The sequence below is a fragment of the Pseudomonas sp. GM79 genome, from assembly GCF_000282495.1.
Classification (GTDB): domain Bacteria; phylum Pseudomonadota; class Gammaproteobacteria; order Pseudomonadales; family Pseudomonadaceae; genus Aquipseudomonas.
The window spans coordinates 24,982-47,403 of record NZ_AKJE01000026.1 but is presented as its reverse complement, the minus strand read 5'-3'; the positions used below and the strand labels follow the sequence as shown (position 1 = coordinate 47,403).

At 59.5% G+C, this 22,422-nt stretch carries 16 protein-coding genes and 2 tRNA genes; 4 read left to right on the top strand and 14 right to left on the bottom strand.

The window, feature by feature from the left end; genetic code table 11:
• Positions 1 to 138: 138 nt before the first annotated feature.
• The 14 genes from PMI36_RS23225 to rnr form a co-directional block, all read right to left on the bottom strand.
• Positions 139 to 1,029, bottom strand: coding sequence for a transglutaminase family protein (locus PMI36_RS23225; RefSeq protein ID WP_007902704.1), 891 nt, complete (start codon positions 1,027 to 1,029; stop codon positions 139 to 141).
• Positions 1,029 to 3,515: a circularly permuted type 2 ATP-grasp protein gene (locus PMI36_RS23230; RefSeq protein WP_008068893.1), complete on the bottom strand. Its 2,487-nt coding sequence runs from the start codon at positions 3,513 to 3,515 to the stop codon at positions 1,029 to 1,031. Before PMI36_RS23230 ends, PMI36_RS23225 begins: the two co-directional genes overlap by 1 nt.
• An 88-nt stretch (positions 3,516 to 3,603) precedes the next feature.
• Positions 3,604 to 6,879, bottom strand: coding sequence for a transglutaminase family protein (locus tag PMI36_RS23235; protein ID WP_008068891.1), 3,276 nt, complete (start codon positions 6,877 to 6,879; stop codon positions 3,604 to 3,606).
• Positions 6,880 to 7,054: 175 nt separating this feature from the next.
• Positions 7,055 to 7,513 carry a hypothetical protein gene (locus PMI36_RS23240; RefSeq protein WP_008068889.1) on the bottom strand — a complete coding sequence of 153 codons (459 nt, stop codon included), beginning with the start codon at positions 7,511 to 7,513 and terminating at the stop codon, positions 7,055 to 7,057.
• Positions 7,514 to 7,975 (bottom strand): hypothetical protein, encoded by a 462-nt coding sequence (locus PMI36_RS23245; RefSeq protein ID WP_008068888.1) that lies wholly within the window; start codon positions 7,973 to 7,975, stop codon positions 7,514 to 7,516.
• Positions 7,975 to 8,892 carry a hypothetical protein gene (locus tag PMI36_RS23250; protein ID WP_008068887.1) on the bottom strand — a complete coding sequence of 306 codons (918 nt, stop codon included), beginning with the start codon at positions 8,890 to 8,892 and terminating at the stop codon, positions 7,975 to 7,977. Before PMI36_RS23250 ends, PMI36_RS23245 begins: the two co-directional genes overlap by 1 nt.
• A 215-nt stretch (positions 8,893 to 9,107) precedes the next feature.
• Positions 9,108 to 11,411, bottom strand: a complete 2,304-nt coding sequence (locus tag PMI36_RS23255) for a YgiQ family radical SAM protein (RefSeq protein ID WP_008068886.1) — start codon at positions 11,409 to 11,411, stop codon at positions 9,108 to 9,110.
• 189 nt (positions 11,412 to 11,600) lie between these two features.
• Complete coding sequence (gene dnaB / locus PMI36_RS23260; RefSeq protein WP_008068885.1) at positions 11,601 to 12,995, bottom strand: replicative DNA helicase; 1,395 nt, start codon at positions 12,993 to 12,995, stop codon at positions 11,601 to 11,603.
• 123 nt (positions 12,996 to 13,118) lie between these two features.
• A complete protein-coding gene (rplI, locus tag PMI36_RS23265; RefSeq protein WP_003197251.1) occupies positions 13,119 to 13,565 on the bottom strand; it encodes a 50S ribosomal protein L9 in 447 nt (148 codons plus the stop codon).
• 19 nt (positions 13,566 to 13,584) lie between these two features.
• Positions 13,585 to 14,478 carry a hypothetical protein gene (locus PMI36_RS23270; protein ID WP_007902692.1) on the bottom strand — a complete coding sequence of 298 codons (894 nt, stop codon included), beginning with the start codon at positions 14,476 to 14,478 and terminating at the stop codon, positions 13,585 to 13,587.
• 36 nt (positions 14,479 to 14,514) lie between these two features.
• Complete coding sequence (gene rpsR / locus PMI36_RS23275) at positions 14,515 to 14,745, bottom strand: 30S ribosomal protein S18 (protein WP_002551829.1); 231 nt, start codon at positions 14,743 to 14,745, stop codon at positions 14,515 to 14,517.
• A gap of 28 nt (positions 14,746 to 14,773) precedes the next feature.
• A complete protein-coding gene (gene rpsF, locus PMI36_RS23280) occupies positions 14,774 to 15,196 on the bottom strand; it encodes a 30S ribosomal protein S6 (protein WP_007902678.1) in 423 nt (140 codons plus the stop codon).
• A gap of 305 nt (positions 15,197 to 15,501) precedes the next feature.
• Positions 15,502 to 16,263 (bottom strand): 23S rRNA (guanosine(2251)-2'-O)-methyltransferase RlmB, encoded by a 762-nt coding sequence (rlmB, locus tag PMI36_RS23285; protein ID WP_008068884.1) that lies wholly within the window; start codon positions 16,261 to 16,263, stop codon positions 15,502 to 15,504.
• Positions 16,260 to 18,890, bottom strand: a complete 2,631-nt coding sequence (gene rnr, locus PMI36_RS23290) for a ribonuclease R (protein ID WP_008068883.1) — start codon at positions 18,888 to 18,890, stop codon at positions 16,260 to 16,262. The genes rlmB and rnr overlap by 4 nt, the downstream gene beginning before the upstream one ends.
• 226 nt (positions 18,891 to 19,116) lie before the next feature.
• Between rnr and PMI36_RS23295 the strand changes: the two genes are divergently transcribed.
• The 4 genes from PMI36_RS23295 to PMI36_RS23310 all read left to right on the top strand — a co-directional run bounded on the left by PMI36_RS23295 (position 19,117) and on the right by PMI36_RS23310 (position 22,344).
• Positions 19,117 to 19,203: transfer RNA gene (locus tag PMI36_RS23295), tRNA-Leu, on the top strand.
• 165 nt (positions 19,204 to 19,368) lie between these two features.
• Positions 19,369 to 19,455: transfer RNA gene (locus PMI36_RS23300), tRNA-Leu, on the top strand.
• 313 nt (positions 19,456 to 19,768) lie between these two features.
• Positions 19,769 to 20,779 (top strand): iron ABC transporter substrate-binding protein, encoded by a 1,011-nt coding sequence (locus PMI36_RS23305; RefSeq protein ID WP_008068882.1) that lies wholly within the window; start codon positions 19,769 to 19,771, stop codon positions 20,777 to 20,779.
• A complete protein-coding gene (locus PMI36_RS23310) occupies positions 20,779 to 22,344 on the top strand; it encodes an ABC transporter permease (RefSeq protein WP_008068881.1) in 1,566 nt (521 codons plus the stop codon). Before PMI36_RS23305 ends, PMI36_RS23310 begins: the two co-directional genes overlap by 1 nt.
• The last annotated feature ends 78 nt before the right edge of the window (positions 22,345 to 22,422 follow it).

Sequence of the window (22,422 nt, the reverse complement as noted above, 5' to 3'; positions counted from 1 at the left end):
CATCTGAAATCCCTCTCCAAAAAAATTGCACATTCCCTGTGGGAGCGGGCTTGCTCGCGAAAGCGGCGGGTCAGTCGACGTCAATATTGAATGTTCAACCGTTTACGCGAGCAAGCCCGCTCCCACACTGGATGTCGGTTACTCCAATGGCATTACTGTGACCCGAACCTCCGGATCGTGGCTGCCACCGCCCAAAATCACCCCACGCAACGGCGACACATCGGAAAAATCCCGGCCCCAGGCCAGGGTGATGTGCTCCAGCGCCGGCTGCACATTATTGGTCGGGTCAAAATCCACCCAACCCAGCACTGGGCAAAATACCGACACCCAGGCATGAGACGCATCGGCGCCGATCAGCCGTGGCTGGCCCGGTGGTGGCTGGGTCAGCAGGTAACCGCTGATGTACCGCGCCGCCAATCCCCGGGAGCGCACACAAGCGAGCATCAAATGCGCAAAGTCCTGGCAAACGCCGCGCCGCCTCTCCAGCACTTCCACCAGCGGCGTTGCCACTTGGGTCGCTTCGGCGTCGAAGGTGAATTCGCTGAAAATCTTCTCCATCAACGCCTGAACCCCCAGCAGCAATGGCCGGCCAGGAGGAAAACAACTTTCGGAGAACTCGACGAAGTTGCGCTTCAAGTGCACGTAAGGTGATTCGAACCGGTAACGACAGGCTTCCAGCAGTTCAGGAGAGAGCGGCTGACTGCTGTAGGTCAGTGCGTTGCAGGTCGCTTCCCAGGCTGGCGATTGATTGAAGTCCAGCGATGGTCGGGCCAGCACTTCGACCGTCAGGCTGGCATTGACCAGCAACTCATCGTGCGGCCGCTCGAATGCCAACCGGGTCAGCGGATTACCAAACACGTCCAGCTCATCCCGGCGCGAGGTCGGATCGGGACTGATCTGCAATTGCTGATCGGTGCAGCGCTGCCAAACACAAGCCCGCGGCCACAGGTGCGCCAGTTGCTGGGCCAGGGACACCGGGCTGTCATAGTGATAATGGGTGTCGTGGAAAATCTGGTAACGGGCATTCATCAGACGGACACCGTGCGTTGGCTGACATCATCGACATGGGCGAAATGGCGCAAGGCCAGGCGATCCGATACTTGTCCGCTGGCATCGGCGATCTCCTGCAACAGATCGGCTAACCCCTCTATGGCGGCGCGAACACTGGCCTCGCCAAACAGTGAGTTTTCCAGGCAACCCAGATCGAAGCGCGCCAACCGCTCCACCAACTGCGGCAGACCTGTTTCGCGCGGCGCGCCAAACTCGTCGTTCAAGCGCTTCAACGTGCGGGTCACCAGTTTCAACTGGAACAGCACCGCGTGAGGGTTCTGCTCGTCGAGCAACAACAGGTCCAGCACCGGGATCAATTGCGCCACCGCCAGATACCGCGAGCGGTAAGTGATGCTGCTGTTGCCCAGCTCCAGCAGCCATTCCAGCCCGGCCTGATCGAAAGTCCCGGCGCCACGCAGAAACGCCGCCAGACTGCCGCTGAGAAATTGCAGCCGCTCGATCCGCCGACCGATCATCAGGAAACGCCAACCTTCGTCCCGGGTCATGTCGTCGAGGGCAAAACCGGACAGCGCCGCCAGCGACATCACCAGTCGGTTGAGGAAATCCAGCAGCTCGCCGAAATCCGGCTCTTCGGTTTCCAGTTCCATGGCCTCGCGCTGCAATTCCACCAGCGCTTGCCAGTTCTCTCGCGAGAGCTTGCCGCGTACTTGCGACGCCGCCCACTGCAAGCGTTGCAGGTTGGAGCGCAGGCTGAACGGCCAATCATCGCCGAGCAGCGCCGCCAGCAACCGCTCCGGTAACTCGCCCTCCTCCGGCAACAGATTCAAGCGTTCACCGAGATCGACCGCCGCCTCCAGGGCTTGCGGATCATCGCCATCGACATAGCGCGCGAGCATGATGCGCAGCAGTCGCGCGCTGTCATCGCAGCGCTCGCAGTAACGGCCGAACCAGAACAGGTTCTCGACCACCCGCGACGGCAGATACGGATCGCGTCGCACCAGATCGTGAACGCCAATATTGCGCTGGGCTTTCCATTGTTCGCCGCTGGGCGGGCGATCGCCCAACACCCAAGTGTCCTTGCTTGCACCGCCGCGCTGCATCGACACCACTTCGGCGTCGGCTTCGGCGGCAACCCGGGTCAGCCCGCCGGGCAGTACCCGATAGCCATCCCGACTGGCCACCGCATACACGCGCATGCCAATGGCCCGTGGTTGCAACTGGCCGTCTTCGGCCTGCCAGATCGGCGCCTGAGACAGTTGCGCCAATTCTTGCGCAACATAGGCGTAAGGCCGTGCCTGCATGCGCTCGGCCAGTGCCTGGCGCTGTTTTTCACTCAAGTCACGACCAAACACCGGGGCGAAGCTTTGCGACGGGAACGCCGGTTTGATCAGCAGCTCCGGCAGCTTCTCCAAGGCCTGGGCCAACACCGGCGCTTCACCGCACCACCAGGTCGCGATGGACGGCAGGATCAGCTCTTCACCGAACAGATACTGATTAATCTTCGGCAGGAAGCCCAGTAAACCCGGCGACTCCAGCACGCCGCTGCCGAGTGCGTTGGCCACCAGCACCCGGCCCTGGCGAACGGCTTCGAGTAGCCCCGGCACGCCGAGGGCCGAGTCGGTGCGCAGCTCCAGCGGGTCGCAGAAATCATCATCGAGCCGGCGCATGATCGCGTGAACCCGACGCAGGCCGCTCAAGGTTTTCAGGTAGACCGTGGCATCCCGCACGGTCAGGTCGCCGCCCTCCACCAACGGATAACCGAGCTGGCGAGCCAGGTACAGATGTTCGAAATAGCTTTCGTTGAAACGCCCCGGCGTCAGCACCACCACCAGTGGCGCTTCGTCATCGCTCGGCGCCTGACGGGCCAGAGTTTCCTGAAGTGTGCGGAAGAATCCGGCCAGGTGCTGCACCTTCAAATCGCGGTACAACTCGGGAAAGGCTCGGGACACGATGGTGCGGTTTTCCAGCGCGTAACCGGCACCGGATGGCGCCTGAGTCCGGTCCGCCGTCACCCACCAGCGACCGTCGGGCGTGCGCGCCAGATCCACGGCGTACAGATGCAGGAAGGCCCCGTCGGGCGGCGAAATGCCCTGACAGGGCCAGAGAAAGTTGTTGTGACCGAACACCAGCTCAGCCGGCAGCAGGCCTTCGGCGATCAAGCGCTGAGGGCCGTACAAATCCGCCAGCACAGCATTGAGCAAGCGCGCCCGCTGGGCGATCCCGGCCGATAACTGTTCCCACTCATCGGCGTCAATCACATGAGGCAGCAGGTCCAGCTCCCATGGTCGGTCAGCGCCCTTGGGGTCGGCGTAGACGTTATAGGTCACGCCGTTTTCCTGGATCTGTCGGGTCAGCAGCGCCTGACGCTGCACCAGTTGCGCTGGCGTGCTGCGTTGCAATTGATCGAACAGCCGCCGCCAGTGCGGGCGCACGGCGCCGCTGTCGTCGAGCAGTTCGTGGTAAGTGCCCGCGGTCAGCGGGTAGCGGTCAAGCAGGTCAGGCATGGAAAGCTCGGCAGACAGCAAAGAACGGTCAGACTAACGCAGGCTCATGACGCCCGGATATACGAAAAATCCGAGCGTCGCGTACGGTTTAGAAACGTCGCAAATCGAGAGTCATCGGCAGCTCGTCGTTAATTTCCAGATTCGGTGTAGGAAGTTTCCCCGGCGTGTGTCCGAGACGGAAGAAACGCGCCATCCGCCGGCTCTCGGCCTCATTGGCGTTCACCGGCAGGCTGTCGTAGTTGCGCCCGCCCGGGTGGGCGACGTGGTACTGACAACCGCCCAGCGAACGCCCCATCCAGGTGTCGAGCAGGTCGAACACCAGCGGCGCGTGGACCGGGATGGTCGGTTGCAGGCAATTGGCCGGTTGCCAGGCCCGAAAGCGTACGCCGGCGACGAACTCACCGACCCGACCCGTGGGTTGCAATGGCACCGGGATGCCGTTGCAGGTCAGTAGATAACGCTGGGGCGGCAGACCGCTGAGCTTGACCTGCAAACGCTCCAGCGACGAATCCACGTAACGCACCGTGCCACCTGCAGCGCCTTCCTCGCCCAGTACATGCCAAGGCTCCAGCGCCTGACGCAATTCCAGCTGGATGCCGCTGACGGCGTAGTCGCCGACCTTGGGGAAACGGAATTCCAGATGCGCCGCGAACCACTCGGCCCGCACGGGGTAACCGGCGGCATTGAGGTCGACGATGACGTCAGCAAAATCCTGCTCGATAAAGTGCGGCAACAGGAACCGGTCGTGCAACTCTGTACCCCAGCGCGCCAGTTTCGGCGGCGCATAAGGCTCGCGCCAGAACCGAGCCACCAGCGCCCGCAGCAACAATTGCTGAGCCAGGCTCATACGCGCATGGGGCGGCATTTCAAAGGCTCGCAGTTCCAGTAATCCGAGGCGCCCGGTGGCGCCGTCCGGCGAATAGAGTTTGTCGATGCAAAACTCGGCGCGGTGGGTGTTGCCGGTCACGTCGATCAGCAAATTGCGCAGCAAGCGATCCACCAACCAGGGTGGACACTCCTCGCCCGGCTTCGGCATCTGTGCGAAGGCGATTTCCAGCTCATACAACGAATCGTTGCGCGCTTCATCGACGCGCGGCGCCTGGGACGTCGGGCCGATGAACAATCCGGAAAACAGGTAGGACAAGGACGGATGGTTGTGCCAGTAACTGATCAGGCTGCGCAGCAGATCGGGACGGCGCAGAAATGGTGAGTCAGCCGGAGTCGCACCACCCAAGACGAAATGGTTGCCGCCGCCGGTCCCGGTGTGCCGGCCGTCGATCATGAACTTCTCGGTGGTCAGTCGCGTCTGGCGCGCCTCTTCGTAAAGAAACTCGGTGCGCTCCACCAATTCATCCCAGGTGGCGGACGGCTGGACGTTGACCTCGATCACGCCGGGGTCTGGAGTAATGCGAAAGTTGCTCAGACGCGGGTCACTCGGCGGTTCATAGCCTTCCAGCAACACCGGGCAATGCAGCTCCTCGGCGGTGGCTTCGATGGCCGCGACCAGTTCCAGATAGTCCTCGACCCGCTCCAATGGCGGCATGAACAGGTACAACCGGCCTTCTCGCGCTTCGGCGCAGAAGGCGGTGCGGGTCAGCCAGTCGGCGGACTCGTCGATCTTTGGCGCACGCTCGTCGGCGGTTTGCGGTTGAGCGTGATTCTGTAGCTGGTCGGTGCCCGGCAGCTCAGGGAAATCCTGATTCGGGTCGACTGGATGAATGAACGGATACTCCGCTGCCTTCACCCAGGGCTGCGAACCGAGTGGCAAGCGATACCCCAGCGGCGAATCCCCCGGCACCAATCGGCAATGCTCTTCCCGCAGATACCAGCGACCGCTCTGCCACTGATCGCCCTTGGCTGTGCGCGCCAGCGGCAGGACCTGGCCGATCACCTTGTCCAGGCCCTGACTGAAGACTTTGCGCAGGCGCGCCCGCTCCAAAGGTTCTTCCAGCCGTGAGTCTTCGGCGCTGACGTTCTGCGGCAAAGCGCCTTCGCGCCAGAGGTAATAGAAATTGTCTTCGTAGGCTGGGAACACAAAGCGTGTCGGAATTTTCAAGCGTTCGGCGACACTCGCCAGAAAACGCCCGGCCAACTCGCCATCGGCGCCGTAGTCTTCCTGCTCATCGGCGATCAGCGCGCTGTTGTGCCAGATCGGTACGCCATCGCGGCGCCAGTAGCAGTTCAGCGACCAGCGTGGCAGTTGCTCGCCCGGGTACCACTTGCCCTGACCGAAATGCACCAGGCCTTTGGGCGCGTAATGCTTGCGCATGCGCTGGAACAGTTCGGCGGACAGGCGACGTTTATTCGGGCCGAGCGCGGCGGTATTCCATTCGGCGCCGTCCGGATCATCGATGGAAACGAACGTCGGCTCGCCGCCCATGGTCAGGCGCACATCGCCTTCGAGCAGGTCGGCATCGATCTGCCGACCCAATGCCTGAATCGCCAGCCATTGATCTTCGGTGTAGGGTTTTGTTACCCGCGGTGCTTCCCAAATCCGTTCCACGGACATCTCGTGGGTAAATTCGCACTCGCACGGTTCCACCAAGCCACTGATCGGTGCCGCAGAGGACGGATCAGGACTACACGCCAACGGAATGTGCCCTTCACCGGCAAACAGCCCAGAGGTTGCGTCCAGGCCGATCCAGCCAGCACCAGGCAAATAGACCTCGCACCAGGCGTGCAGGTCAGTGAAGTCCACTTCGGTGCCCGAGGGGCCGTCGAGGCTTTTGACATCGGCGGTCAACTGAATCAGGTAACCGGACACGAAACGCGCCGCCAGGCCGAGATTGCGCAGCAATTGCACCAGCAACCACGCGGAGTCGCGACAGGAGCCGGAGGCATGTTCGATGGTGTATTCCGGGGTCTGTACACCCGGTTCCATGCGAATCAGGTAGCCGATGTCTTCGCTGAGGCGCTGATTGAGCGCAACCAGGAAATCCACGCTCGGTAGCGGCGTGCGATCAATGCCGTCCAGATAGGCCTTGAATTTCGGCGTCAGGGGCAATGTTTCCAGGTATGGCGCCAGCTCTTTGCGCTCATCCGCGGCGTAGACGAAAGGGATCTTTTCGGCGTAAGGCTCGAGGAAAAAGTCGAACGGATTGAAGACCGCCATCTCCGCCAGCAAGTCGACCTCGATCCGCAGCTCATCGGTTTTCTCCGGGAACACCAACCGCGCCAGGTAGTTGCCCTGGGGATCCTGCTGCCAGTTGATGAAATGCTGCTCGGGCGAGACTTTCAGCGCATAGGACAGTATCCGCGTGCGGCTATGGGCAGCCGGGCGCAGGCGAACGATCTGCGGACCGAGCTCGACAGCGCGGTCGTAGCGGTAATGCGTGACGTGGTGCAATGCGACATGAATCGACACGGCGTGCCTCCTGCGAGCCTGGACGTTATCGAAAGCGGCGCAAGACTTATGCCATACCGGCAGGTCGGCCCCTTTCTTCGGTTACTCAAGGCAGTAGAGCACTAAAAGCGCGCATTGCTCGCTTTCGTGCACACAGGGGCGCACATAAATGTGGCGGATCGATGGGCGAGTCGACTTAACGGCGGCGCGATGCCTTGAAGGCTTGCCTGATCAACTCTCGCTGGCGGCGGATTTCAACCAGTTGGGTGCGCATTTCGCGGTGGCGTTTGCTGTTGAGTAGCAACAGGCCTAGCAATGGAAAGAGGAGGCCTACCGCGTAAACGAATCGATTTGGGCGATAGGCAATAGTCGGTAATACAGACAACAGACAGACCACAAAAAGCCCGGCGAACACCCAGACCCAACCAGGTCTGCCGCGCACGACCATAAAGTTGCTATGGACCAGAACCGCAGTGCAAATCACAGTGCATAAGGCGAAAAATTTCGCTTCGTCCGCCAGCGGAGCGTTCACAAAGAAGCTATCAACAAGAGCAAAGAGAGCAAGCAAACACGATATTTTCGCCACGAAGATCGCGGCGATAAAGGTTGGGAAATAGCGCTTCATAAAATTGAGAAAAAACGGATAGTTCTCCATCTAGCGTCCCTTCTTGTTTTTCTGAAGCCCGACGGCAGATTTTGCTGCGATACGCTCATGACGTAACTCAAGCAACTTCTGGCGCATTTCTCGATGGCGTTTGCTATTAAGCAGTAGCAAACCCAGCATCGGAAATAACAACCCAGTCACATAGGCGACGGGATGCGGCTTATAACCATAGGTGGGAAGGACTGTGAGGAAACACACCAAATAGAACACGACGATGGCCCGCACACCCCAGGACCGTCCCCTGATCATGACAAAATGGCTCAATGCCAAGAGCAAAGACAACACCAGCGCCAGAAGAAAAGAATACTTGCCCCGTTCAGGATCTCCTCGAAAGTAAGTACTTGAGACTAATGAAATCGAAGCAGAAAGAGCAAAGCAAGCTAGAAAAAAGGCGCAGATAAAGATTGGAAAATAGTGAGCAAGGAAAGCGTTCAGTGAATACTTGCGATCCATTACTCAATCTCCTCATACAGACCAACAGCAATTGTTCGGAGGTTCCCGGCTAAGCTACTTCCTGTTAAACCTATGGCCGCCCCCAGAGAGTCGCGAATCTGAGTGACAGTCGCGTGGTTGATTTGAGTGGCCGTATAACGCTTTGCAAGCGTCCCCGAACGCTGGCGAAGCTTCAACAATTTATTTGTCAGGCTCGGGTCTTTTAATGTTAACAATTCTTTGGTCAACGCCTTTCTTTGCTGGCGTGTCAGACCTTTAGAAAGCTCGTACCAACTCCTGCCGGTCGAGACCTTCCTGGCCTGCAAGAGCCTCAGGGTGGTTAAAGTAGACGCACCGGCTCCCAGCAATGATGCGGCATCCAGTACCGGCATTGCATAGCGATACCAGTCCTCGCTGTCCATATCATCATTGGCTGATGGGTCGTTGAGTTCGTTGTACGCCCTCATGCCTCCCACCACACACTGCGCAGTACTCGCGGCAGCAGCTGTTGCTCCAATTGCTGTTACAACCAAACTGGCACCTGCTGTAAATGGAACTGCAATCGTGCCACTGAAAACCACGATCCAGCCCAGAATGGCACCGGCACAGGATAACGTCGTATTGACCGCCTCCCCTACTAAACGAGACTCACGCGGGTTGTTCTTTACCTGATCAGCGAATTGCGCAGGCGCAATGTACTTCTGCGCCTCGCGCAAAATGATTCGCTTGGGCTTGATACTGCAAATCGGCTTGAACTCGCGCAGGGTCACTACGTTGAACTCGGCATCGATGTACACCACGCCCGCGCCGACGATTCCGGGGTCGGCGTCGATGGCAGCAAACAGGCGTGGCAGGTTGATCTGGCTTTCGATGCGTTGGCGGGCCATGAACCGGGAAGGGCTGTAGTCCATGCCGATGCCCGGTAAGGGGTTGCTCATGTGAATCGTCCTTGAAGATCGGGGGGAGAGATCTTTATTGCCTGTGCCGCCATCATCACGAGCGAGCCCGGCTCCCACAGGGTTTGGCGTCGTATAGGGAAATCAGTTTCCCGGGCAGCCATTGAAGTGCGCGTCACCTTAGCAAACAGGCCACACCCTCGCTAGAAAACAAAACGCCAGCACTGAGGCTGGCGTTTTGCGATAGAGCGCGAAGTTTAACGCGGCACGACTGGCTTGCGGGCCGGTTTGGGTCCCTTGCCTTTGGCCGCGTCCTTACGCTCCTTGGCCGCCTGCTGGTTGCGGGCGAATGCCGCAGCCTTGGCCTGTTCACGCTTGTCCCACGGGTTACCGCCATCACTGGCACGCGGTGGCAGGCCGGTGTGCTGGGTCAGGATTTTGGTGGTCTTTTCCCCGGCCACTTTGTGGCTGCCGGCCGGTGTCGAGTTCTTGCGACGGGCGCTCTGGTAGCTGTCGGTCGCCGGCTGATGCAGCGGGATCAACTGGTTCTTGCCCGGCCCGATCAGGTCGGCGCGGCCCATGCGGGTCAGCGCTTCGCGCAGCATCGGCCAGCCTTTGGGGTCGTGATAACGCAAGAACGCCTTGTGCAGACGACGCTGCTCTTCGCTCTTGACGATGGTCACGCCGTCACTCTTGTAAGTGACCTTGCGCAACGGGTTCTTGCCCGAATGGTACATCGCGGTGGCGGTAGCCATCGGCGACGGGTAGAACGCCTGCACCTGGTCGGCACGGAAACCGTTGCCCTTGAGCCACAGGGCCAGGTTCATCATGTCTTCGTCGGTGGTGCCCGGGTGAGCGGCGATGAAGTACGGAATCAGGTACTGCTCTTTCCCGGCTTCCTTGGTGTACTTCTCGAACATGCGCTTGAACTTGTCATAGCTGCCGATGCCCGGTTTCATCATCTGGTTGAGCGGACCTTCCTCGGTGTGTTCCGGGGCGATCTTCAGGTAACCACCGACGTGGTGAGTCACCAGTTCCTTGACGTACTCCGGCGACTCGACCGCGAGGTCGTAACGCAGGCCGGACGCGATCAGGATCTTCTTCACACCCGGCAAGGCACGGGCGCTGCGATAGAGCTGGATCAGCGACGAGTGATCGGTGTTGAGGTTTTCACAGATGCCCGGGAACACGCAGGACGGCTTGCGGCACGCGGACTCGATGACCGGGCTCTTGCAGGCGATGCGGTACATGTTCGCGGTCGGGCCGCCGAGGTCGGAAATCACTCCGGTGAAGCCTGGCACCTTGTCGCGGATCTCTTCGATTTCGCGAATGATCGACTCTTCGGAACGGTTCTGGATGATCCGGCCTTCGTGCTCGGTGATCGAGCAGAACGTACAGCCGCCGAAGCAGCCGCGCATGATGTTCACCGAGAAGCGGATCATGTCGTAGGCAGGAATCTTTTCCTTGCCGTACGCCGGGTGCGGAACCCGTGCGTAAGGCATGCCGAACACGTAGTCCATTTCTTCGGTGGTCATGGGAATCGGAGGCGGGTTGAACCAGACGTCCACTTCGCCATGCTTCTGCACCAGCGCACGGGCGTTGCCCGGGTTGGTTTCCAGGTGAAGCACGCGGTTGGCGTGGGCGTAGAGCACCGAGTCGCCACGGACTTTTTCCATCGATGGCAAACGGATGACCGTTTTCTCGCGGGTAAGGCGCGGGTTCGGCAGCAATTGCACGACCTTCGCTTCGTTCGGGTCTTCAACCGGCCCCTTTTCCTGCTCGATGGCACAAGCCTGGGTGTCTTGGGTGTTCACGTATGGGTTGATGATCTTGTCGACCTTGCCCGGACGGTCAATGCGCGTGGAGTCGATCTCGAACCAGTCTTTTGGCGTGTCACGACGAATGAACGCGGTACCACGCACATCGGTGATGTCTTCGATCTTGTGACCGAACGACAGACGCTGGGCGACTTCGACAATCGCACGCTCGGCGTTGCCGTAGAGCAGGATGTCGGCGCAGGCGTCGATCAGGATCGAGTTGCGCACCCGGTCCTGCCAGTAATCGTAGTGGGCGATGCGGCGCAGGGAGGCTTCGATGCCACCGAGAACGATCGGCACGTGCTTGTAGGCTTCCTTGCAGCGCTGGCTGTAAACCAGGCTCGCGCGATCCGGACGTTTGCCCGCCAGGCCACCGGGGGTGTAGGCGTCATCGGAACGGATTTTTTTGTCGGCGGTGTAGCGGTTGATCATCGAGTCCATGTTGCCGGCCGCGACACCGAAGAACAGGTTCGGCTCGCCGAGCTTCATGAAGTCGTCTTTGGACTGCCAGTTAGGCTGGGCAATGATCCCGACGCGGAAGCCCTGAGCCTCCAGCAGTCGGCCGATGATCGCCATGCCGAACGACGGGTGGTCGACGTAGGCATCACCGGTAACGATGATGATGTCGCAGGAATCCCAGCCAAGCTGATCCATCTCCTCCCTGCTCATCGGCAGGAATGGCGCTGGCCCGAAACATTCGGCCCAGTACTTGGGATAGTCAAATAACGGCTTGGCTGCTTGCATGTCGATAACCGGTGTTGGCTTTCATTGAATTTCGCGGGCGCGGAATATAGCACAAAATTTGACCAATTCCGACGGCTATGGTCGGAAATTACGGCGACCCCATCGCGGGCAAGCCCCTCCCACAGGTTCGGTGTGATCCTTGTGGGAGCGGGCTTGCCCGCGATGGGGCCCTCTCAGGCGCAACACAACTTATTCGTCGTCGAAATTGTAGCTGCCCGGCGCCAGGTTTTCGAAGCGGGTGTACTTACCGATGAACGCCAGTCGTGACGTGCCGATCGGGCCGTTCCGCTGTTTGCCGATGATGATCTCGGCGATGCCTTTATGCTCGGTTTCCGGGTGATAGACCTCATCCCGGTACACGAACATGATCACGTCAGCATCCTGCTCGATCGCTCCGGATTCCCGGAGGTCGGAGTTGATCGGGCGTTTGTTCGGTCGTTGCTCCAGGGAGCGGTTGAGCTGGGACAGCGCCACCACCGGGCAGTTGAATTCCTTGGCGAGGGCTTTCAAGGAACGGGAGATCTCGGAAATCTCGTTGGTCCGGTTGTCGCCACCGGAACCTGGAATCTGCATCAACTGCAGGTAGTCGATCATGATCAGGGCGATGTCGCCGTGCTCACGCACCAGACGCCGGGTCCGCGCGCGCATCTCCGACGGGCTGATACCGGCCGTGTCGTCGATGAACAGCTTGCGATCGTTCAGCAGGTTGACCGCCGAGGTCAGGCGCGGCCAATCGTCGTCGTCCAGCCGACCGGCCCGGACCTTGGTCTGGTCGATACGCCCAAGGGACGACAGCATACGCATGATCAGCGATTCGCCTGGCATCTCCAGCGAGTAAACCAGCACGCACTTGTCGCTGCGCAACACGGCGTTTTCCACCAGGTTCATTGCGAAGGTGGTTTTACCCATGGACGGACGGCCGGCGACGATGATCAGGTCGGCAGGCTGTAAGCCGCTGGTCTTCTCGTCGAGGTCGGTGTAACCGGTGGACAGGCCAGTGATGGCGTTGTCGGTGTTGAACAAGGTATCGATGCGGTCGATAGCCTTGGTCAGCAGGTCATTCACACTCACCGGGCCGCCGGTTTTTGGCCGGGCCTCGGCGATCTGGAAGATTTGCCGCTCAGCTTCGTCGAGAATCTCTTCAGCCGTGCGGCCTTCCGGATTGAAAGCGCTGTCGGCAATTTCGGTGGCGATGCCGATCAGTTGCCGTAAGGTCGCCCGCGCACGAACGATTTGCGCATAGGCCTTGATGTTGGCGACGGACGGCGTGTTTTTCGCCAGCTCACCCAGGTAGCCGAGACCACCGACTTGCGAGGTCTGACCTTCCTTGTCCAATTGCTCGGCGAGGGTCACGACGTCGATGGGGGAGTTCTGGTCGGCGAGCTTGGCGATCGCACGGAAGATCAGGCGGTGGTCATGCCGATAGAAATCGCCGTCGGAGACTTGATCCAACACGCGTTCCCAGGCGTTGTTGTCCAGCATCAAACCACCGAGCACAGCCTGTTCGGCCTCGATGGAATGCGGCGGCACCTTCAGGGCAGCGGTTTGCAGATCGTATTGCTCGGGAGCGGAAATATCGTTCATGGCCACTTGGAATTAGTTTGTAGAAAATCAGGAACCGCAGAAAGACAAAGGGCACGACCTGTAAACAGGATCGTGCCCGATGTTACCGGCAAGCACCCGAGGGTGCCAGCCGACAAGTGCTGCTTAAGCTGCTACCACGACAACGCGTACGGTGGCTTCAACTTCGGCGTGCAGGTGCACGGCTACGTCGAATTCGCCTACGTTGCGGATGGTGCCGTTCGGCAGACGAACTTCGCTTTTTGCAACTTCAACGCCAGAGGCGGTCAGTGCATCAGCGATGTCGTGGGTGCCGATCGAACCGAACAGCTTGCCTTCGTCACCAGCGGTGGCAGTGATAGTCACTTCCAGCTCAGCCAGTTGGGCGGCACGGCTTTCAGCCGAAGTTTTACGGTCTGCTGCGGCTTTTTCCAGCTCAGCGCGACGCTCTTCGAACGCAGCCAGGTTGGCAGCGGTCGCAGCGGTAGCTTTGCCGTAAGGCAGCAGGTAGTTACGACCGTAACCAGCCTTAACGTTCACTTTGTCACCCAGGTTGCCCAGGTTGGTGACTTTTTCCAGAAGGATCAGTTGCATGTGAAAATCCTCTTAACTTTTAACCTTCACCGTTCGCGTTATCGGCATCTTTCGGTGCCGAACGACCGCGAAAATCAATCAGGCTGTCGACGATGGCCAAGACCACCAGCAACGGATAGATCAGTTGCATGAACAGCAACAGCGTGACGTACAACCCCACCAGCCAGAATTTGGCCAGTCGCTTTTGCGCCACCAGCCCGTGAATCAGGGCCAGCCCGGCGAACACCAGCGGTACGCTGCACAACGGTGTCAACATGGCCATCTGCGAGCCTAAGTTAGGCCCCAGAAGCATCAACACCAGCAGCAACATCGCCGGTAAAAGCGGGATTCGGATGGCGCGAAACTCGCGACCAAAACCACCCGGGTTGTACAACAACGCCTGCCAGTAGCGCCCGACAATCAGGCTCAGCACACTGACGATTTGCAACAAGGCCGCAATCAGGCCGGTCAGGACCGGTGCAATCAGGGACGCGAAACGCGCTTGCTCGTCTACCGACAATTGCTGGTAGACATCACCGAGTAGCGACGGCATGACTTTTATCAAAGCCTGCGCCAGCATCTCGATCTGGGGCGCAAAAGCCGCTCCCAGCACCACTGAAAACACCAATCCCATCGCTATGCTGACCAGCAGCACGCGGTTCCAGGACTCGCTTGCGCGCAAAACCAACGCAAGGCTCGAAGACCCCAGCAGCACCAGAAGTGCCCGTGGGTCGTCGGAATAAAGCCACCAGATCAACGCTGGCAGCAGTCCCAGAGCAAGAACGCCCAAGGCGTCCTTCAATCCGCGCCGCAGGAGCACAAGGCATCCTGCGGCAGCACCCAACCAATACAACAACGGCAACGTTGCGCATCCGGCCACTACCAGAGTGGCCTGCATACGGCCGCGCATGATGAACTCAGCTAAGGCGCGCATGCATTCAATCCTTTGCTACGTGTCGACTGCCCGGTCTCAGCGGCCGTGGCTGTCGGTGTAGGCCAGCAGGGCCAGGAAGCGGGCGCGCTTGATAGCGGTGGCCAGCTGACGCTGATAACGAGCTTTGGTACCGGTGATGCGGCTTGGAACGATTTTGCCGGTCTCGGATACGTAAGCTTTCAGAGTGTTGAGATCTTTGTAATCGATCTCTTTCACGTCTTCAGCGGTGAAGCGGCAGAATTTACGACGACGGAAGAAACGTGCCATGTAATAGGCTCCTCAAAAGGTCCGTGGATTACTCGTCAGCGTTATCGCTGGCGTCGCTGTCATCACCATCAACGCCTTCGGCGTCGGAGTGCTCAGGACGGTCGCGACGCTCACGGCGCTCACTGCGGTTTTCTTCAGCCTTGAGCATCTCGGATTGGCCGGTAACGGCTTCTTCGCGACGGATGACCAGGTTACGGATCACTGCATCGTTGTAGCGGAAGTTGTCTTCCAGCTCGGCCAGGGCCTTGCCAGTGCACTCAACGTTCAGCATCACGTAGTGAGCCTTGTGAACATTGTTGATTGCGTAGGCCAGTTGACGACGGCCCCAATCTTCCAGACGGTGGATTTTGCCGCCGTCTTCTTCGATCAGCTTGGTGTAACGCTCAACCATGCCGCCGACTTGCTCGCTTTGATCCGGGTGGACCAAAAAGATGATTTCGTAATGACGCATGAATGCTCCTTACGGGTTGTAGCCTGCCGCTCAAAAGCGGTCAGACAAGGAGTGAATGACACTTATGGACTTGCTTGCGATAGACACATGCGTGCCTGCCGTCACAGCAAGGGGCGCAATTGTAGAGAAGGGACAAGAGAGGCGCAAGGCAATTGGTGATTATTTGAACAACCACCAATGTTCGCCAGGCATAAATCATTGTGGGAGCGGGCTTGCTCGCGAAAGCGGAGTGTCATTCAGCACAAGTGTTGAATGTCAGGCCGTATTCGCGAGCAAGCCCGCTCCCACATTAGAACTGCGTCGGATCAGGACTTTTTGCTGACAGCCTTGACGCTGCGCTGGCGCCGGGCTTCAAACAGACAGACGCCGGTCGCCACGGAAACGTTGAGACTGCTGACGCTACCAGCCATCGGCAGGTGCACCAGGTAGTCGCACAGATCGCGGGTCAGGCGACGCATGCCGCTGCCTTCAGCCCCCATGATCAGGATGGTCGGGCCGGTCATGTCTTGCTGATACAGACTCTGTTCAGCCTCGCCAGCCGTACCGACAACCCACAAGCCACGCTGCTTGAGCTTCTCCAGGGTGCGCGCCAGATTGGTCACCGCAACCAACGGAATCACTTCCGCCGCGCCGCAGGCCACTTTACGCACCGTCGGGGTCAACGTCGCCGACTTGTCCTTTGGAACGATCACCGCCAGCGCGCCGGCCGCATCGGCCGAACGCAGGCAAGCGCCGAGGTTGTGCGGATCGGTCACACCGTCGAGCACCAGCAACAGCGGCGCGCCTTCGGTGCGATCAAGCAGTTCGTCGAGCATCGCCTCGCCCCAGACCTGGCTCGGACTCACCTCCGCCACCACGCCCTGGTGCACGCCTTCAACCCAGGCATCCAGCTCACGACGCTCGGCGTTGCCGACGGCCACGCGATTTTCGTTCGCCAACTCGATCAGCGCCTGAACCCGCGGATCACTGCGGCCTTCGGCCAGCCAGATCTGCTTGACGCGTTTTGGGTGGTGACGCAGCAACGCTTCTACCGCGTGCACGCCATAGATCTTTTCCAACTGACTCATGACTTGGCCTTAGGTTTGCGCGCCCCGCCGCTTCTGGCGGCTGGAGCGGAACCCGCTTTTGGCGGGCCTTTACGGTGTTTGCTCGGTTTCGCTGGCTTGCCGCCGGAGGCCTTGTCAGGCGCCGACCGCCCGGTCTTTCCCCCAGACGCCGCTTTACCGCCGCTTTTCGCTTCAGACAGCAACGCCTGTTTCAATTCACGACTTTTGCGCAACTCGGCATTTTTTGCCGCGGCATCGCTCGGGCGATAGGCCTCGACGACTTTTTCCTTGGCAGGACGACGGCCGGTTTTCGCCGGTGCCGGTTCTGCGGCGGATTTGACAGCCGGAGCAGCGGTTTCAGTCCCACGCTTCTTGCGGCCGATCGGCGCGCTGATGGTTTTTTCAGCCATCTCGAAGTCGATCTTGCGCTCGTCGAGGTCGACGCGCATGACGCGAACTTCAACGGTGTCGCCAAGGCGGAAGCTGCGACCGGTACGCTCACCGGCGAGGCGGTGGTGTACAGGATCGAAGTGGTAGTAATCGCCCGGCAGCGCGGTGACGTGCACCAGGCCTTCGACGTAGATATCGGTCAGTTCGACGAACAGACCAAAACCGGTCACGGCGGTGATCACACCCGGGAACGATTCGCCCACGCGGTCTTTCATGAACTCGCACTTGAGCCAGTTCACGACATCGCGGGTCGCTTCGTCGGCCCGGCGCTCGCTCATCGAGCACTGCTCGCCGAGCTGCTCCAGAATCGCTTCGTCGTACGGATAGATGCGCGCTTTCGGAATGGTCATAGCACCGGCACGTCGAACGTGCGGGGTGTCCATTTTCGAATGGATGACGCTGCGAATCGCCCGGTGCGTGAGCAAGTCCGGGTAGCGGCGAATCGGCGAAGTGAAGTGGGTATAGGCTTCGTAATTCAGGCCGAAGTGGCCCTGATTATCAGCGCTGTACACCGCTTGGCTCAACGAACGCAGCATGACGGTCTGGATCAGGTGGAAATCCGGACGGTCCTTGATGCCTGCCAGCAAAGCCTGGTAATCCTTCGGCGACGGACCATCCTTGCCTTTGTGCAGGGACAGACCTAGCTCGCCAAGGAAGGCGCGCAGTTTTTCCAGACGCTCCGGTGGCGGACCGTCGTGGACGCGATACAGCGCAGGGATTTCGTGCTTCTTCAGGAACTCTGCAGTGGCCACGTTGGCCGCCAGCATGCATTCCTCGATCAGCTTGTGGGCGTCGTTGCGAACGGTCGGACGGATTTCGGCGATTTTGCGCTCGGAGCCGAAGATGATCCGGGTTTCCTGCGTTTCGAAATCAATCGCGCCACGCACGTGACGGGCCGCCAGCAGAACCTTGTACAGCGCATACAACTGCTTGAGGTGCGGCAGGACGTCGGTGTACTCACCACGAAGCTGACGCGCTTCGGTAGCTTTCGGCGTCTCCAGCATGGCACTGACCTTGTTATAGGTCAGGCGGGCGTGGGAGTGAATCACCGCTTCGTAGAAGCAGTAGTCGGTCATTTCGCCGGATTTGGAGATGGTCATCTCGCAGACCATGGCCAGGCGATCGACGTGCGGGTTGAGCGAGCACAGGCCGTTGGACAGCTGCTCAGGCAGCATTGGCACGACGCGCTCGGGGAAGTACACCGAGTTGCCACGAACCTGGGATTCGTTATCCAGCGCCGAACCGATTTTCACGTAGCTGGAAACGTCGGCGATCGCCACATACAACTTCCAGCCACCGGAGAACAGGCGCAGCTTGCCCGGTTTGGCTTCGCAGTAGACCGCGTCATCGAAGTCGCGTGCATCTTCGCCGTCGATGGTCACGAACGGCAGATGGCGCAGGTCGATGCGCTTCTCTTTGTCTTTCTCTTCGACTTCAGGCTTGAGCTTGGCGGCTTCCTTGAGCACCGCTTCAGGCCAGACGTGAGGGATATCGTAAGTGCGCAGGGCGACATCGATTTCCATGCCCGGCGCCATGTAGTTACCCACGACTTCGACCACGTCGCCTTGCGGCTGGAAGCGTGGCGTCGGCCAGTGAGTGATCTTCACTTCGACGAATTGACCGATCTGGGCATTGGCGTTACGGCCCGGCGTCACCAGCACTTCTTGCTGGATCTTCGGATTGTCCGCGACGACGAAACCGATACCGCCCTCTTCGAAGTAACGACCGACGATGGTCTCGTGGGCACGGGACACCACTTCGACGATCATGCCTTCACGGCGACCGCGACGGTCGAGGCCGGAAACACGCGCCAGGGCACGGTCGCCATCGAACACCAGACGCATTTGCGCCGGACTCATGAACAGGTCGTCACTGCCGTCGTCCGGGACCAGAAAGCCGAAGCCGTCACGGTGACCGCTGATGCGGCCCAGGATCAGGTCGAGCTTGTCCACCGGCGCATAAGTGCCGCGACGGGTATAGATGAGTTGAGCGTCGCGCTCCATGGCGCGCAGGCGACGACGCAGGGCTTCGATCTGGTCTTCTGTGGTCAGACCAAACTCTTCGACCAGCTGCTCGCGGTTAGCAGGCGAACCTCGATCAGCAAGGTGCTGAAGGATCAGTTCGCGGCTAGGAATAGGGTTTTCATATTTTTCCGCTTCACGAGCGGCCTCGGGATCGAGGGACTGCCAATCGGCCATTAGAGAGTTTTCACCTTGTCTATATGCGGGTTAGTTTGGCATAGGCGTAATGAAACGGGAAATTTCAGGCTATGACAGCCCATCTAAAGCCCTTTATCGACATCGCAAAGCTGATTTGAATACCACTGGAGAAATTTTCCAGGTTTTTTCGATGCCGGGGGTTTACAGTTAAAAAGACGCTCCGTATAGTGCGCGCCATCGACGACGCACACGCGCTGCCGATACTGCCCAGATGGTGAAATTGGTAGACACGCCAGCTTCAGGTGCTGGTGACCGCAAGGTCGTGGAAGTTCGAGTCTTCTTCTGGGCACCAATTTCGAGCTTGAGATTAGATCAATTTCAGGGCTCACACAAAAACCCGCGAAAGCGGGTTTTTGCATTTAAGGCTTCCGGTTTATTAAAATTAAATCAGGGGTTTACAGATCAAAATGCTCTCCGTATAGTGCGCCACATCAACAGCGGCAACGCTTGCGATTATGCCCAGATGGTGAAATTGGTAGACACGCCAGCTTCAGGTGCTGGTGACCGCAAGGTCGTGGAAGTTCGAGTCTTCTTCTGGGCACCAATTCAAATTCAAGGTCACGATCTTGAATTTCACAGAAACCCGCGAAAGCGGGTTTTTGCAAAGCCAATACTTCCCTGTGGCGAGGGAGCTTGCTCCCGCTGGAGTGCGAAGCGCTCCTCATCATTCCAACAGTTACACCGCACTCTCAGGGTTTACGACTGCTTCGCAGCCGAGCGGGAGCAAGCTCCCTCGCCACAAAACTCGCCCCCGCCCTTCTAGCAAACACTCCTCAGACCCGCAAGACGCACATGAGAAACAATATCGTTTATCATTGTTACAAGTTTTTGCAATGCGACAGTGAGGAACCCTGCGAATGATGTTTCGAAATACCCTGCGCCGCGGCCTGACCATCACCCTGCTCGGCCTGACACTCGCCACTCCCCTCACCCAAGCCGCCGATCCGGTTTCCCTGACACTCTATAACGGCCAACACAAGGAAGTCGGCGATGCCGTCGCCAAAGCCTTCGAAGCCAAGACCGGGATTCACGTCAATGTGCGCAAGGGCAGCAGCAACCAGCTCGCCAGCCAGATCGTCGAAGAAGGCGATCGATCCCCCGCCGATGTGATCTACACCGAAGAATCCCCACCACTGAACAAACTCGGCGAACAAGGCCTGCTGGCGAAAACCGACGCCACCACCCTCGCCGTTCTGCCAAAGGACTACGTCGCCGGCAACGGCACCTGGATCGGTATCACTGCGCGAGTCCGCGTGGTTGCGTTCAACCCCAAGTTGATCGATGAAAAAGACCTGCCCAAGTCGGTAATGGAGTTCTCCGATCCGAAATGGCAAGGCAAAGTCGGCTTCGTGCCCACCAGCGGCGCATTCCAGGAACAGGCCGTGGCGATCATTAAAGTCCACGGCATGGACGCCGCCGAAGAATGGCTCACCGGCCTGCGTGCATTCGGCAAGACCTACAGCAACAACATGGTCGCGCTGAAGGCTGTGGAAAACGGCGAAGTCGCCACCGTACTGGTGAACAATTACTACTGGTTCGCCTTGCAGCGTGAAAAAGGCCAGCTCGATTCGAAACTGCATTACTTTACCGGCGGCGACGTCGGCGGGTTGATCACTGTTTCCAGCGCCGCCGTACTGAAATCCAGCAAACATCCAGAAGAAGCCCAGCAATTCCTCGCCTACATGGCCAGCGAAGAAGGTCAGCGCGTGATCACCCAGACCACCGCCGAATACCCGCTGCACAAAGGCATGGAATCGGATCGCGGCCTCAAGCCGTTCAGCGAACTGCAAGCACCGAACGTCACGCCCGCCGATCTCGGCAACGCCGAAGAAGCCCTGGACCTGGAACGTGACGTTGGCCTGAACTGATGAGCGCATCGTTATCTGCCCCCGCCTTGCGTGGGGGCTACGTGCCACGGCGCAAGCGGCCGTCGATCTGGTTGTTGCTGCCGGTTTTGCTGCTGGTGGTGCTCAGCCTGTTGCCACTGGCTTATGTTGGCCTCAAGACCTGGCAAGCAGGCTTGGCCGAGGCGCTGCATCTGTTGTGGCGACCTTACGTGCTTGGCCTGCTGCGTAATACGCTGGCGCTGATGGTGGGCGTCACGCTGGCCTGCGGCGTGATTGGCTTGTCGCTCGCCTGGTTACTGGAACGCAGCACTCTGCCAGGTCGACGGCTATGGGGCGTGATCCTGTGCCTGCCGTTCGCGGTGCCGGCATTTGTCAGCAGCTTCACCTGGGTCTCCCTGAGCGCTCACTTCGAAGGGCTAGGCGGCGCGATTCTGGTGATGACCCTGTCCAAATACCCGCTGATTTTTCTGCCAGTGGCGGCAACCCTGCGCAATCTCGATCCGTCCCTGGAGGAGTCTGCACGAACCCTGGGGCAGAATCGCTGGGGCGTGTTCTTCAAAATCACCCTGCCTTTGCTCTGGCCGTCACTGCTGGCCGGTTCGCTGCTGATTGCGCTGCACATGCTGGTGGAGTTCGGCGCGCTGTCGATCATCGGGCTGCAGACTTTCACGACAGCGATCTACCAACAGTTCGAACTGGAATTCAGCAACGCTAACGCAGCGATGCTCTCGGCGGTGCTGTTGGCGCTGTGTCTGGTGCTGCTATGGCTGGAGCTACGCGTGCGTGGCAAGGGCCGACATGTGCGCACCGGCCAAGGCGCGGCGAGGCAGGCGCAACAGGTTCGCCTGGGGCCATGGACGACTGTCGGACAGCTTTACTGCCTGCTGCTGGCGATCATCGGCAGCGGCATTCCGCTGGGGATGCTGGCGTACTGGCTGATGGTGGGTTCGTCGGCGGCGTTCCCGGTCGCCGCGATCAGCGAGGCGTTGTTGTCGTCTCTGGCGCTGTCTCTCGGTGGTGCGGCGCTGTGCCTGGTGCTGGCGGTACCGGTGGGATTATTGGTGGTGCGCCATAAAGGCCGACTGGCAATCTGGGCCGAGCGCCTGCCGTATCTGCTGCATGCGCTGCCGGGATTGGTGATTGCGCTGACTCTGGTGTATTTCGCCCTGCATTATGTGCCAGTGCTGTACCAGACCTCGGCGCTGCTGCTGATTGCTTACGCGCTATTGTTTCTGCCGCTGGCGCAGGCACCGATTCGTACGGCGCTGAACAAGGCAGCACCACAACTGGAAGAGGCCGCACGCACGCTGGGAGCGTCGTCCTTCAGCGCGTTTTGTCGAGTGACGCTGCCGATCATCTTCCCCGCCTTGGGGGCAGCCTTTGCACTGGTGTTTCTGGATGCGATGAAGGAGCTGACGGCGACGCTGTTGCTGAGTCCGACCGGGCTCAATACGCTGGCGACGGAAGTCTGGGCGCATACTGCGAATGTGGAGTTTGCGGCGGCGGCGCCTTATGCGGCGCTGTTGATACTGGTGTCGGGGTTGCCGGTCTACCTGTTAACGACCCGGATGTATTTGAGCCGCTGAGATAGTCTTCGCGAGCAAGCCCGCTCCCACACTTGATCTGCCGTGATCACACCATTGGTGAACACCAGAGATCAAATG